This window comes from Candidatus Accumulibacter sp. ACC012 (assembly GCF_907163155.1).
Taxonomy (GTDB): domain Bacteria; phylum Pseudomonadota; class Gammaproteobacteria; order Burkholderiales; family Rhodocyclaceae; genus Accumulibacter; species Accumulibacter delftensis.
The window spans coordinates 87,372-100,729 of sequence record NZ_CAJQUC010000012.1 but is presented as its reverse complement, the minus strand read 5'-3'; the positions used below and the strand labels follow the sequence as shown (position 1 = coordinate 100,729).

Sequence of the window (13,358 nt, the reverse complement as noted above, 5' to 3'; positions counted from 1 at the left end):
AGGCCGAACTGGCGACCTGGTAGGCAAACGTGACGACGTTGTCAGTGCTCAGGCGACGGCGAGTGCCTTGCGACGGCGAGCGATGGCACCGATCGCGAAACCGGTGATCATCAGCGCCAGGCCAGCGGGTTCGGGGACTGCGGAGGTGCTGCCACCGAAGTTGATAGCGTCATAGGCACCGGCCTCATATGCAATTGCATCGAAGCCTGGGACGCTGAATTGCTGGGCCTGCAGGCGGACCTCGTCGAAACTGGTGCCCGAAAAGCCATAGAACTTGAAGCCGGTATAGTTTGACAGCCCGGCAATCTGCCCGCTACCGACACTGACCGCGCCGAGCAGCACGTCATATTGCAGCGAATCGGCAGTGCCGAACCAGCCCGAGCCCGCCTGGAATTCGACTGCGTTGATGGGGCCGCCGAAGGTAATTCTGGTGTAGCCGGTGCCGCCACCATTTGGGTACCAACTGTAGTTGCCTTCGGCCGCTTGCGAGTCACTCCAGATGGAAGCTGTGCCGATATATTCGACGGTGATGCCCCCCTCGGTGTACGGCCCGGTAAAGGAGCTAGTCGATCCCATGCCTTCGAAACCGTTGTAGTTGGTGTAGCCGGCGAGGAAGTCGGTGGTCTGCACGGTGAGCGCGGCGTTGGCGCCGCTGCAAGCGGTGGCTACGAACAATGCCGCGGCGATGATATTGGTTTTCATGGTCCTTCTTTCCGAAAAATTTGGCGCGCCCATGCGTGCCAGCGATGGACGTAAAGCACTTTCCATGCCAAGGCTAAAGTCTTGATGACTATCCGTGTTATATCAGATCGACGGTTTGATTTAGAAAACAGCGGCAAGTCGAGCCTGTAAAACTTCCCGACATTGCCGGCATCGTCGAGCAGTCCCCCGCAGCTTCCCGAAACTCCCGGCGAGGCGCCGATTCGGTCGAAGGCCACGCCGTCCATTCGCGGCGTCTAGATGTCGAGCAACACCACGTCCGGCCAGCGCTTCCGCTGTAGCCTGCCGGGAGCCTCTTGCACGCGTCAGCGCCGATCGCGTGGCCGGCCGGCGGAGGCCAAGCCTTCGGCTTCACCGAGCAACGCCACAAAGCTGTCGCCTCGCGGCTCCTGGCCCCCCGGACTCCGGACTCCGCCGCGCCTTGGTCAACCGCGTCCACCGCGCACCCTTCGTCGTCAGACCGCCGCTCAACCGCGCGGGTGGTGCTGCGCGTGCAGGCTCTTCAGCCTTTCGCGGGCGACATGGGTATAGATTTGTGTCGTCGAGATATCGGAATGACCGAGCAGCAACTGCACGACACGCAGATCGGCGCCGTGATTGAGCAGGTGCGTGGCGAAGGCGTGGCGGAGCACGTGTGGCGACAGCCGCGCCGGATCCATGCCGGCGTGCAGCGCGTAGCGCTTGATCAGTTGCCAGAACGCCTGCCGGCTCATCGCCGCACCACGGCTGGTAAGGAAGAGGTCGTCACTCCGCCGTCCATTGAGCAGCGCCGGCCGGCCATTGGCCAGATGGCGGCGCAGCCAGTCGCCGGCCACTTCGCCAAGCGGCACGATGCGTTCCTTGCTGCCCTTACCGAAGACGCGCAGCACGCCCATGTCGAGATTGACTTCGTACACCTTCAAGCCGACCAGCTCGGAGACGCGCAGGCCGGTCGCATAGAGGGTTTCGAGCATCGCCCGATCGCGCTCGCCGAGCAGGCTCTCGGTCGGCGGCGCGGCGAGCAGGCGATCGACCTGCAGCTCGGAAAGCACTTTTGGCAGCCGCGACGGCTGCACCGGCATGGCGATCTTCAGCGTCGGATCGCTGCTGCGCAGACCACGCGCGAGGAGGTGGCGATAGAAGCGGCGCAAGGTGGACAGGTAGCGCGCCTGCGAAGACGCACGCAGCGTTTGCGAGAGGGTGGCGACGAAGCGCATCAGGGTCGCCTCGTCGATCGCGCACAGACTGCCTAGACGCTGCTCGGCAAGCCAGGCGGCGAGTTGCAGGAGATCGCTGCGATAGCTGGCCAGCGAAGCCTTGGCCAAACCGTCTTCAAGCCACAGCGTGTCGCAGAAAGCTTCGATCTCGGCGAGATCGGCAGGCTCGGCGTCAGCAGCCTTCATGCGCCAGCAGCCAGCGCTTGACGTCGAGCAGGAAACCGCCATTCTGGCGCGCGAAACCGCCCAGCCCGCCGCTCGCCGCGAGCACGCGATGGCAGGGAACGATCACCGGAAAGGGGTTGGCGCCGCAAGCCTGGCCAACAGCCCGTGGCGCGTTGTGCAGCGCCTTGGCAATCTCGCCGTAGGCACGCGTCTGGTGCGTCGGGATGGCCGCGATCTGTTGCCAGACACGACGCTGGAAAACTGTCCCCGAGGGGCGCAAGGGCAGACCGAAAACGAACTCCGCATCGCCCAGGTAGGCGGTGAGCTGGCGCACGGTCTCGGCAGCCAGCGCGTTTTTCGGCGCCACTTCAGGGCTCGGCAGCAGGAAAACAATGCGCTGCACTTCGTCGTCGTCGCAGCGCACACCCAGGCAGAATCCGGGCGCGGCGATCAGCGCCTGATAGTCAGGGCCATCACCCGACACGCGCGCAGCAATGGCCGTCACTCAGGAGGCCTTGCCGAGTAGCGCCTGTTTCAAATCGTCCTGTACCGGCTTGTTGCCCAGCCAGATCCTGAGCAGCGCCCGATAGAAATCCTCGCCGGCAATATCCTTTCCTTGCGCCTGCCCGTTGACCGTCAGGCGGGTACCGCTCGCCGGCAGCCAGTCGATCAGGATACTGGTCCCGGTCTTCGCTTCGCCGATCGCCAGCATGAGGTCGGAAAGCTGCTTCAAGCGGTCCTTGAGGCCGGCCATTTCGGCTTCGGAATGGTTCTTGGCCATGCCTTCCTGCAGGGCCTCGACGAACTGCTGGGCGGTGAGGTCGCGCAACAGCGTAATGGCAATCCGCTTGCCCCCCTTGGCCGCCAGAACCGCCTCGCTGTCGCCGCTTTTCTCGGGCAAATAGAGCGCCATTGCATAGATCTGAAAGAAGGCCTTCTTGCGCAGGCCGGCACCATTGACCAGCAACTCGCCGTTGCCGACCTTGGTTTGATCGTCGAACTTGACGCCGGCTACTTCGACGGCGGTCGCCAATTGGGAGAATTGGCAGAACAGGGCGGCCATCGCCGCCAGCAGCAGTTTTTTCATCACCTCATCCTCCTTGCCATTAGCGCTTGAGATTCTCCGTGACCTCGGTCAGGCACGCACCTCGCCATTGCCGAGAACAATCCACTTCTGGCAGGTCAACCCTTCCAGGCCGACCGGACCGCGCGCGTGGATTTTGTCGGTCGAAATGCCGATTTCGGCACCGAGACCGTATTCGAAGCCATCCGCGAAGCGCGTCGACGCATTGACCATCACCGACGCCGAATCGACTTCGCGCAGGAAACGCATCGCCGCCGTGTAGTTTTCGCTGACGATGGCGTCGGTGTGATGTGAACCGTAGGCATTGATATGTTCGATGGCTTCGTCGAGTCCGGCGACCACCTTGACCGAGATGATCGGCGCCAGGTATTCGCTGGCGTAATCTTCCTCGCTCGCCGGCCATGCCGTGGTGACGATGGCCAGCGTTTCCGGGCAACCGCGAAGCTCGACACCGCGCTCGGTCAACATGGCGCCAATCAGTGGCAACAGATCGGCGGCAACGGAACGCGCCAGCAGCAGCGACTCGGCGGTGTTGCAGGTACCGTAGCGCTGCGTCTTGGCGTTTTCGATGATCTGCAACGCCTTCTCCGGATCGGCTTGATCATCGACATAGACGTGGCAATTGCCGTCCAGGTGCTGGATCATCGGCACCCGCGACTCAGCCAGCAAGCGCGAGATCAGCCCCTTGCCGCCACGCGGGACGATGACATCCACGTACTCGCGCATAGTGATCAGATGACCAACGGCGGCACGGTCGGTGGTGTCTATCACCTGAACGGCGCTTGACGGCAGCCCGGCGCTGGCCAGCCCTTCATGAACCAGGGCGGCAATTGCCCGGTTACTGCGGATGGCTTCCGAGCCACCGCGCAGGATCGCCGCGTTTCCCGACTTCAGGCACAGCGCGGCGGCGTCGGCGGTGACGTTCGGGCGGGCCTCGTAGATGATGCCGACAACGCCCAGCGGTACCCGCATACGGCCCACCTGGATGCCACTCGGGCGGAACCTGAGGCCACTGACCTCGCCGACCGGGTCGTCCAGCGCAGCGACCTGCTCGACGCCTTCGGCCATCGCCGCAATGCCTTTTTCCGAAAGGGTCAGGCGGTCGAGCAGCGCGGGTTCGAGGCCGGCAGCGATGGCGGCGGCCAGATCCTCGCGATTGGCGGCGACCAGAACACTGGCCTCGCGGCGAATGGCCGCGGCGATCGCGCGCAGTGCGCCGTTCTTGGCGTTGCTGTCGGCACGCGCCATGGCCCGCGAAGCCGCGCGCGCCTGCTGGCCAACGCTATGGATATACTGCTCTATGCTCATGAGGCTTTCCAGAATTGCAGAGGAGCCGATAAGTGCTCAATCAACGTTCAAAAAGCGCGCCAGGAAGCTGGCAACGCAGAAACTTGGAAACGTACACCAGGCCGCGGAAGCTGGCCTCTGCCACCCCGCCGACAAGACCATGCGGAGCGAAAAGGCTGGCACTGTTGCAGTGCAGCGAGGACAATGCAGGCCAGCGCGAAGGCCAGCGCGAAGTCGGTCACCTGCCGTTTGCGGTCAAGTTGCGATTATAGGCATCGACGGTGCGCCAGGGTCAAGGGAACCACCGCAAAGAATTACACTCAGAGGGCTATTCCTCCCTCTCAACTACCTGCGTCGATCATGAAACGAAAACTCATTTTGCCAACGGAAGTGAAAGTTTGCGCCACCTGCAGCTACTGGGATGGAGAGCGCAAGGTCGATACCGAAATGCAGCTGGTCGTCGTCAGCGAAAGCTGCGTCGGCGAGTGTCTGGTGCAGAGCAAAGCTTCGCCCAGCCTCACCGAGGCCAGCGCAGAAAGCCAGGATTGCCTCTGGGAGCACCTGGCGCCGGACGAAGTCGCCCCCGGCGAGCGTGAAGGCGGCAGCGCCGCCTGAAATGGCGAGGGAGTCCGTCTCTCGGGCCGAAGAGTTCAGGCAACAGCGATGTTCAGACCAAGGCGCAGGAACTCGTCCCACACGTCGCCACTGGTCAGGCCCTTGATGATGCGGTCGATGCGTGCCGCCTGCGCCAGGGCCGCCCTCGCCCGCCCGCCATTCACGCGCTGCAATGCCTTTCTGATCTGCCCCTGGCGAGCGCCCCAGACGCGGGCCTCCTTCAACAGCTCGGGCAGCGGCTGACGCGCCTCGAGACCGGCGTTGATCTGGGCCAGGGCGCGCACCTCCTCGGTCATTGCCCAAAGCACCAGCGGCGGCGCCTCGCCCTCCTGCTGCAGACCATCGATGGTGCGCGTCAGGCGCAGCACATCACCCGCCAGCATCGCTTCACGCAGGCCGTCGAGGTCGTAGCGGGCGACGTTGAGCACCGCCTCGCGAATCTGCTCGAGGCGCAGCGCACCCGACGGGTAAAGGATTTCGAGTTTGAGAATTTCCTGATGCGCGGCCAGCAAATTGCCTTCGACGCGCTCGGCAATGAAGCGCAGGCCGGCCGCATCCGCGCTTTGCTGCTGACGAGCGAGACGAGCAGCGAGCCAGGCCGGCAGCTCGCCAAGCCCGGGCGGGATCAGTTTGACGACCGCTCCGGCGGCAGCCACGGCGCCGACCCAGGCGGCCTTTTCCTCGCGCCAGTCGGCGCCGGTCATGGTCACCAGCAGCAGCGCATCCGGCGACGGACGCGCGCAGTAGGCCTGGAGCGCGGCACCGCCGTCGCGCCCCGGCTTGCCGGCCGGCAGACGCAGATCGATCAGCTTGCGCCCGGCGAACAAGGACATGCTGCCGGCGGCGTGGTAGAGATCGTTCCAGTTGAAAGCGCTGCCGGCAACCAGCACTTCGCGTTCGTCGAAGCCCGCCTGCCGCGCCGCGGCGCGGATCGCGCCGGCCGCTTCGATGACCAGCAGAGGCTCGTCGCCATAGACCAGATAGACCGGCTTGAGCTCGCGCTGGAGCTGCGCCGCGAGATGTTCGCCCTTGAGCTGCATCGGGCTCGCCGCTACCTGGCTAGTGCTGGCTTGGCGGGCGTGGCCCCATCCACCGCATCCACCGCATCCACCGCATTCGCATCCACCGGCTTGACCAGCGCGGCCGCTTCCCCTGGCTGCGCTGGAGTGCCCGGCTCGACCGCCGGCACCGGTTTGCCTGCCGCCAGGCGGCGCATCAACTGATGCACCAGGTCGTTCTCCATGTCGCGCCAGAGCAGCACCTCTTCCTGCTGTTTGGCGAGCACGTTGTAGTCGTCGTAGGTCAGGTCGCGGATCAGTTCGATGCTCCCTGGCGCGACCAGATCGCGGCCCTTGGCGTCGACCACGCGGTAGGGATACAGGTAGCGCAAGCGCAGTTCGCTGACCCGGCCGGTGCCGGAAACCGAGAGGATGATGCGATCACGATACTCGGAGCCGGGCTGGAAAGTGGCCTGCGCGTCTTTCGCGACCAGTGCCAGACGCGTCGTCGCGGAGGAACGAATGGCGCGCCGCAGATCGGCGCCGACCACCGAATATTCGGGCATCGCCAGGTAAATGCTTTCGTAAGGCAAAGAGTAGGAGCCGCGCAACTGGAAACCGCAAGCGGCAAGCAGGGTAATCATCGCCAGGAAGAGCGCACGCGTGGCGACACGAGCAGGGGCCCGCAAAGTGGGCGGCAGCGCCAGGCGCATCGGAGTCTCCCTCAAGCTTTCAAGCGACGATGTTGACCAGGCGACCGGGAACGACGATCAGCTTTTTCGGCGCGGCACCGGCCAAATATTTGGCGGCCGCTTCGCTGGCCAGCGCGGCGGCTTCAATGCTCGCCCGGTCGGCACCCGCCGGCACCCGCAGGCTGCCGCGCAGCTTGCCGTTGATCTGCAGCATGAGCTCGATTTCGTCCTGCACCAGGGCCTCTGCGTCGGGCTTCGGAAAAGCTTGCGAGCTGGCCGTGCAGCCGGGCCGCAGCGCCGCAAACAGCGCCTCGCAGACGTGCGGCACGATCGGGTTGAGCATCAGCACCACCGCTTCCAGCGTTTCCTGCCTGACGGCGCGCACGACGGCCGATTTTCCGGCGGGTTCTCCGACCGTTTCGCCGACCGTTTCACCGACCGTTTCGCCGCTCACCCGGTTATAGCCGTTGAGCAACTCCATCACCGCCGCAATCGCGGTATTGAACTGTTTGCGGCGACCATAATCGTCGGCAACCTTGCCGATCGTCTGATGCAACTGGCGACGCAAGGCCTTCAGTTCCGGCGACATTTCGCCGCGTTGCGCAGCGTCGATCGGCAGAACAGGGCCCGCCGAGACATGCTCGAAGACGATTCGCCACAAGCGCTTGAGAAAACGGAAGCCACCCTCGACGCCGGCATCCGACCACTCCAGCGACTGGTCAGGCGGGCTGGCGAACATGATGAACAGGCGCGCCGTATCGGCGCCGAACTGTTCGATCAGCGACTGCGGATCGACGCCATTGTTCTTCGACTTGGACATTTTCTCGATGCCCCCGACGCTCACCGGCAGGCCGTCGGCGCGCAGCGTGGCGCCGCTGGCGCGACCACGTTCGTCATGCGCGGCGTCGACCTCGGCGGGGTTGATCCACTGTTTCTTGCCGTTGCCGTCCTCGCGGTAGAACGTCGGCGCGACGACCATGCCCTGAGTCAGGAGATGGGCAAAAGGCTCACCGAGCAAGTCCGTGCCCGACGAGGCCTCGCCGAACAGCCCGACGTCGCGCATCAGCTTGGTCCAGAAGCGCGCGTAGAGCAGGTGCAGAATGGCGTGTTCGATGCCACCGATGTACTGGTCGATGCCACCCTGGCACCAGTAGGCGACGCGCTCGTCGACCATCGCCTGATCGTTGTCCGGACAACAATAGCGCAGGAAGTACCACGAGGACTCGACAAAAGTGTCCATGGTGTCGGTTTCGCGCCGCGCCGGCTGACCACATTTCGGGCAGCTGCAGGCGTGAAACTCGGGCATCGCACTCAAGGGCGAGCCGGCGCCGGTGATGGTCACGTTTTCCGGCAGTACCACCGGCAGGTCGGCATCGGGAACCGGCACATCGCCGCAGTTGGGGCAGTGAATGATCGGGATCGGGCAGCCCCAGTAACGCTGCCGCGAAATTCCCCAGTCACGCAGCCGAAACTGGACTTTCTTCGCGCCCAGGCCCTTGGCCGCCAGATCGGCGGCGATGGCGTCGGTCGCGGCCGCGTGACCTAGGCCGTCATATTTACCCGAGTTAATACAAACCCCAACATACTTGCTGCCATACCAATCTTGCCAAGCAGATAGCGAAAAATCAGTTTGGGAGGACTCAGAGCCAGAGCCATCATCGTTGCCCGCGCCGGCGCCTGTGCCACCGCCGTATCCGCTTCCGTCGCCAAAGCCATCTTCTCTGCCTGTGGCGATTACCTGTTTAATCGCCAGGCCATACTTCCGGGCAAAAGCGAAGTCTCGTTCGTCGTGCGCCGGAACGGCCATCACTGCGCCGTCGCCGTAACTCATCAGCACGTAGTTGCCGATCCACACTTCGACCTGTTCGCCGCTCAGCGGATGGGTGACGTAGATGCCGGTCGGCATGCCCTTCTTGTCCATCGTCGCCAGGTCGGCTTCAGCAACGCCACCACGCTTGCATTCCTCGACGAAAGCGGCGATCTGCGGATCGCGCGCCGCCGCGTAGCTGGCCAAGGGATGCTCGGCGGCGACGGCACAGAAGGTGACTCCCATGATGGTGTCGGCGCGGGTGGTGAACACCCACAACTGCCCGGGCTCGCCGTCCAGCTCGTAGGGAAAGGCGAAGCGCACGCCGGTGCTCTTGCCGATCCAGTTCTTCTGCATCAGGCGCACCTGCTCGGGCCAGCCTTCGAGCTGCTCGAGATCGGCGAGAAGTTCCTCCGCGTAGGCGGTGATCTTCATGTAGTACATCGGGATTTCGCGCTTTTCGATCAGCGCCCCCGAGCGCCAGCCACGCCCGTCGATGACCTGCTCGTTGGCGAGCACGGTCTGGTCGACCGGGTCCCAGTTGACCGTTCCCAGGCGCTGGTAGATCAGACCTTTCTCGTAGAGACGGGTGAACAGCCACTGCTCCCAGCGGTAATACTCGGGCGTGCACGTGGCAATCTCGCGCTGCCAGTCGATGGCGAAACCCAGCCGCTTGAGTTGGGTCCGCATGTAGTCGATGTTGGCGTAGGTCCATTGCACCGGCGGGACATTGTTCTGGATCGCCGCGTTCTCGGCGGGCATCCCGAAAGCATCCCAGCCCATTGGTTGCAGAACGTTGTAGCCGAGCATGCCGTGGAAGCGCGCCAGGACGTCTCCGATGGTGTAATTGCGCACGTGCCCCATGTGCAACTTGCCGGACGGATAGGGGAACATCGACAGGCAATAGTACTTCTGCCGGCTCGGATCCTCGATGGCACGTGCCGCGCCGCTGTCGTTCCAGAATTGCTGAGCGGCGAGTTCAACGTCCGCGGGCTGATACTTTTCCTGCATGGCCAGTAGGGGTCCGGAAATAGGCTGAAGCGCGAATTATACGCATAGGCGCTTGGCCCTGCTCCGCTCTCGCTGACGCTCTGAAGCGTTATAGCCGCTTACTCAACCGCTCGTTTAGCTGAGCCGATCGAGAACGAAGCGCCCAGGAAACGGATCCGGAGTCCAGCGCGGCGTGGGCGATGAAATGACGCCATGCGCGAGGAGGTTGCCGCGACTGTTGTAGTAGATGCGCAGCTCCTCCTTTGACGAGTCGCTGCAGCGGAGGCGCGCTGCCATTCCCGAGCTTACTCGGCCGCTTGAGCGCCTGATCGACTGTCTTCCGGAAACACCGGACTAGCCGGCGTCGAGAATTCGACCGATTCCGGAGAAATCGCCCGGCGCTTGTTCGAAGCAATGCTGCAGCAACAACTGGCGGAAGTCTTGATGGTGTTGAAAAGGCGAGCCACACCCCAGCGTGGTCGGAATCTTCGCTTAACGGTGATCTGCAGAATCAAGTACTACTCCGCAATATCCAGAAGCTCGGCAACGCTGATTTCCCCGGAACCATTGAGCATATCGGCGGAAAGCGCACGCTTCCAGTCGAGCAGCTTGTCCAGTTTCTCGTCAAAGCTCACGAAGTCATCGGCGACCACCACCGGGTAATAGACGAAGACCTCGCGCTCCTGCCCGATGCGGTAGGCGCGATCGGTCGCCTGGTCCTCCTTGGCGGGGTTCCAGGTGCGCGTGAAGTGAATCACGTGGTTGGCTGCCTGAATGTTGACGCCAAAACCTACTGCCAGCGGGGACAACACAATGACCCCGAATCCCGGTTTCGACTGGAATGCCTTGAGCCGCTTCTGACGACTGTCGGCGTGACTGGATGAGGCAGACGTATCGCCGTTGATGATGTCCGGATGAACATCGAGTCTGTCAGCGATGCACCGTTGCAGAGTTCGCTGCAAGTCGCGAAACTCGCAAAAGACGATCACCTTTTCCTGGCGTTGCCTGATCTGGTGCAACGCCTGCATCAACCAGGCCATTTTTGGGGAAGCCTGAAGGATTTCTTCAACTGACGAGCGATCTGCCTGGTAGGGCTCTTCAACCAATGGGTCCGAGCAAATCCGTCGCAGGAAATGAATCACGCCCAGTTGCGCAGCCGGATTGGTCGCCGCCTCCTTGCGATACCTGGCTATTCCCCTGGCGTAGAGTGTGCGTTGATGCTGGGACATCGGCAGGCGACGGCATGCCTGGTCGGTAGTCTTTGCCGGCAGGTCCTTGGCAACGTCCTTCTTTTCACGCCGCAGCAACTGCGGCTTGATGATTCCGCGCAACTCTTCGACCCGTTCCTTTTCTTCATCGGTTTCCGCCTCGATTGGCTTCCGATATCGGCGCCCGAACTCGCTGAGCGCTCCCAGCAACCCAGCCTGGATGAAGTCGAAGAGGCACCAAATGTCAGTCAGAGTGTTCTCGACCGGCGTGCCCGTGCAGGCGATCCGAAAGCGGACGTTCTGCTTTTTGGCCGCTCTTGTCACCATCGCGTTTGGATTCTTGATCTTCTGCGCTTCATCGCAAATCATGATCGACCATCGTTGTGCCGCCAGCGAAAACTCCAGGCCGCGCAGTGTTTCGTAAGTGGTCAGCACGACCTTGGCATCGCCGACCCAGCCCTTCTTCAATAGCCTGGTGATTCCCTCGGATGCCAGTTCCGCGTCGAGCAGAACTTTCGGGATCTGTTTGCTCGACAGGACTGCCCCGTACAGCGTCAGAACTGGCAGGGTGCCGGGCAAAAAGAATTTTTCGATTTCTTCCTGCCAATTCTCCAGCAGGGCCACCGGGGCAACGACCAATACAGGGTCCATTCCTGGATCGCTTTCGAGGCATGCGGCAATGAAGGTCAGCAACTGGATTGTCTTGCCCAAACCCATGTCGTCGGCGAGGAGTGCGCCACGACAACTCGACGGCGATAACCGCCACAAGTGCTGCATCCAGGCGACGCCGTACTGTTGATGCTCCTTCAACGAAACATCTGGCCGTAGCGCCGTTGGAAGCTGTGGCTTGACTTCATGCGCCAGCGCCAGCAAGTCGGCACGCTGCTCCGCATAGTCGACAGTATCGATATTGGCCTTGACGATGAGTTGCTTACGTTCGATCGAGGGTTGTTTCTTTCCTATCGCCTCCGAGAGTGTGCCGGACTTGGCGTCTTCCGCGGCAGCAGCGAACGTCGCGACCATACGCTGAGCTTCAGCGACTGGAATCGGTGCCGGACAGCCGGGCAGCGTCACTTCGCGCCTGCCGGTATGCTTCGCGTCTTCTACCAGAGACCTTAGTTCGGCGACGCGCTCGTCGTTCATCGGCACGGTAATCGGTTGTGAGGCACCCTCCGGCAGGAAATCGAAACCAAACAGAATGTTTTCCGGTACCCAGCCGGCGTCGTCCTGCTTGCGCGCGATAAATGGCGAGCAGTACTGCTTTTCCTGGCCGATGCCCTCGATGCGCTCGGAGTAATGCGACAGATCGAAGATCTCGGCCAGAGAAACTTGACTGGGAGCACTCCACTCGGCGAGTACCTGCTTCAAGGTCGCATGGTGCTGCGGCGTCTCTCCAAGAATCTCGAGTTCGTACCCCTCCCAGAAGCAGCACTGCGCTTCCTGGGCGATGCGTTCGCCAAGTTTCTTGATGAATGCCGCCAGAACTGTCGCGCTGGCGAGTTCGACTTCAGTCGTCGAGATCGACTCCCCGTCGGCTTCCTCGACACGCAGACCGACTCGCGACAAAGTACCCTGTTCGTCGCGCTCGACGAAGGGCGTAAAGCGCTCGAAGCTCAGCCCGGCCTTCTCGCGCTCGGCCTCGAAGGCCTCCGCGCTGACCACGGTTTCAGCGTCCGGTCCCAGGAGTGCGAACGGATTCCGGACGAACGCCTCGGCTCTACTTCCCGCGACGCGCCGGCCGGGCATGCGCTTGATTTCACGCAGGACCGTCTGGACTTCCGGGGTGACGATGACGTGTGTCAGTTCCTCGCCGTCCGGTATTTCGTAGCGCTCCTGCACGCTCCGCAAGCGATCGAAGATCTCGATCCAGCGTGCCGGCGCGTCCTCGAATTCGGGAGTGACCTCCACCGTCTTGCTTTCCCCCTCTCCGGCTTTGCGCAATGAAAGTTGCAGCCGCTCGGGGGTCAGGACGATGGTCTTCTGCAGGAAGTTCGACAGGACGCCACCAGCAGCCAAGGCGCCCTTGCGTATTCGGCCCCAATGCATGCGATTGCCATCGGGAGTTCGCTCATCGTCGGGCCGCCGATGAAAGTCGGCGATCTGTCCCAACAATTTCCACGCGGGCTCGGGCAACAACTGCTCGCGGCCTTCGTGGATTGCTATCGCGCCGACAAGCCTGGGCGCAACGCGCAATGGTGTCCGTTGCGCATCAGCCCATCCCGACAGGACGATTGAAAAATCACGGTCCTGCAGGCTGCCCTTGCTGTTCAGTATTGGGCGAAGCCCGGAAAGTGGCGGGAGGTCGAGCAGCGGCAAGGCACCTGCGTAGTCCTCCAGCGCACGAAGCCTGTAGAGGTCTTCCCAGCCCAGCACGAACGAATTCTCGTGCGTCGCACCGTAGCCTTCGGAGGAAATTTGGCCGAGGAGGGCGCCGAGTTCAGAAACTGAGGGATGGTCGAAGGGAGCGGCGAGCCACTCTTCCACCGGCAGCTGGTCGACCGTGTAGGCGATCCCGTCTTGACGCAGGGTGCGCGTGGTCTTTGGTTGTGGCCGTGTGCTCTTGTCCGCGCCACGCCTTAACAACTTTCCGAACATC

Annotated in this window: 11 protein-coding genes; 1 reads left to right on the top strand and 10 read right to left on the bottom strand. The window is 62.7% G+C overall.

Features of this window, described 5'->3' with window-relative positions; genetic code table 11:
* Positions 1 to 48: 48 nt before the first annotated feature.
* The 5 genes from QZ648_RS13640 to QZ648_RS13620 form a co-directional block, all read right to left on the bottom strand.
* Positions 49 to 702, bottom strand: coding sequence for a PEP-CTERM sorting domain-containing protein (locus QZ648_RS13640; RefSeq protein WP_291997408.1), 654 nt, complete (start codon positions 700 to 702; stop codon positions 49 to 51).
* 485 nt (positions 703 to 1,187) lie between these two features.
* On the bottom strand, positions 1,188 to 2,102 hold the full coding sequence (gene xerD / locus QZ648_RS13635) for a site-specific tyrosine recombinase XerD (RefSeq protein WP_291997407.1): 915 nt from the start codon (positions 2,100 to 2,102) through the stop codon (positions 1,188 to 1,190).
* Positions 2,089 to 2,586 (bottom strand): methylated-DNA--[protein]-cysteine S-methyltransferase, encoded by a 498-nt coding sequence (locus QZ648_RS13630; protein ID WP_291997406.1) that lies wholly within the window; start codon positions 2,584 to 2,586, stop codon positions 2,089 to 2,091. The genes xerD and QZ648_RS13630 overlap by 14 nt, the downstream gene beginning before the upstream one ends.
* A complete protein-coding gene (locus QZ648_RS13625) occupies positions 2,587 to 3,168 on the bottom strand; it encodes a chalcone isomerase family protein (RefSeq protein WP_291997405.1) in 582 nt (193 codons plus the stop codon).
* Between the two features lie 48 nt (positions 3,169 to 3,216).
* On the bottom strand, positions 3,217 to 4,473 hold the full coding sequence (locus QZ648_RS13620) for a glutamate-5-semialdehyde dehydrogenase (RefSeq protein WP_291997404.1): 1,257 nt from the start codon (positions 4,471 to 4,473) through the stop codon (positions 3,217 to 3,219).
* Positions 4,474 to 4,812: 339 nt separating this feature from the next.
* Between QZ648_RS13620 and QZ648_RS13615 the strand changes: the two genes are divergently transcribed.
* Positions 4,813 to 5,067, top strand: a complete 255-nt coding sequence (locus QZ648_RS13615; protein ID WP_169067631.1) for a hypothetical protein — start codon at positions 4,813 to 4,815, stop codon at positions 5,065 to 5,067.
* 35 nt (positions 5,068 to 5,102) lie between these two features.
* On the opposite strand, the gene holA is transcribed toward QZ648_RS13615, so the two are convergent.
* From holA to QZ648_RS13590, 5 genes are all read right to left on the bottom strand, one after another.
* Positions 5,103 to 6,107, bottom strand: coding sequence for a DNA polymerase III subunit delta (holA, locus tag QZ648_RS13610; RefSeq protein WP_291997403.1), 1,005 nt, complete (start codon positions 6,105 to 6,107; stop codon positions 5,103 to 5,105).
* Positions 6,108 to 6,118: 11 nt separating this feature from the next.
* Positions 6,119 to 6,778, bottom strand: coding sequence for an LPS assembly lipoprotein LptE (gene lptE, locus QZ648_RS13605; protein ID WP_291997402.1), 660 nt, complete (start codon positions 6,776 to 6,778; stop codon positions 6,119 to 6,121).
* Between the two features lie 19 nt (positions 6,779 to 6,797).
* Positions 6,798 to 9,575 (bottom strand): class I tRNA ligase family protein, encoded by a 2,778-nt coding sequence (locus QZ648_RS13600; RefSeq protein WP_291997401.1) that lies wholly within the window; start codon positions 9,573 to 9,575, stop codon positions 6,798 to 6,800.
* Between the two features lie 114 nt (positions 9,576 to 9,689).
* A complete protein-coding gene (locus QZ648_RS13595) occupies positions 9,690 to 9,851 on the bottom strand; it encodes a hypothetical protein (protein ID WP_291997400.1) in 162 nt (53 codons plus the stop codon).
* Between the two features lie 221 nt (positions 9,852 to 10,072).
* Complete coding sequence (locus QZ648_RS13590) at positions 10,073 to 13,357, bottom strand: DEAD/DEAH box helicase (RefSeq protein ID WP_291997399.1); 3,285 nt, start codon at positions 13,355 to 13,357, stop codon at positions 10,073 to 10,075.
* Position 13,358 lies beyond the last annotated feature (1 nt).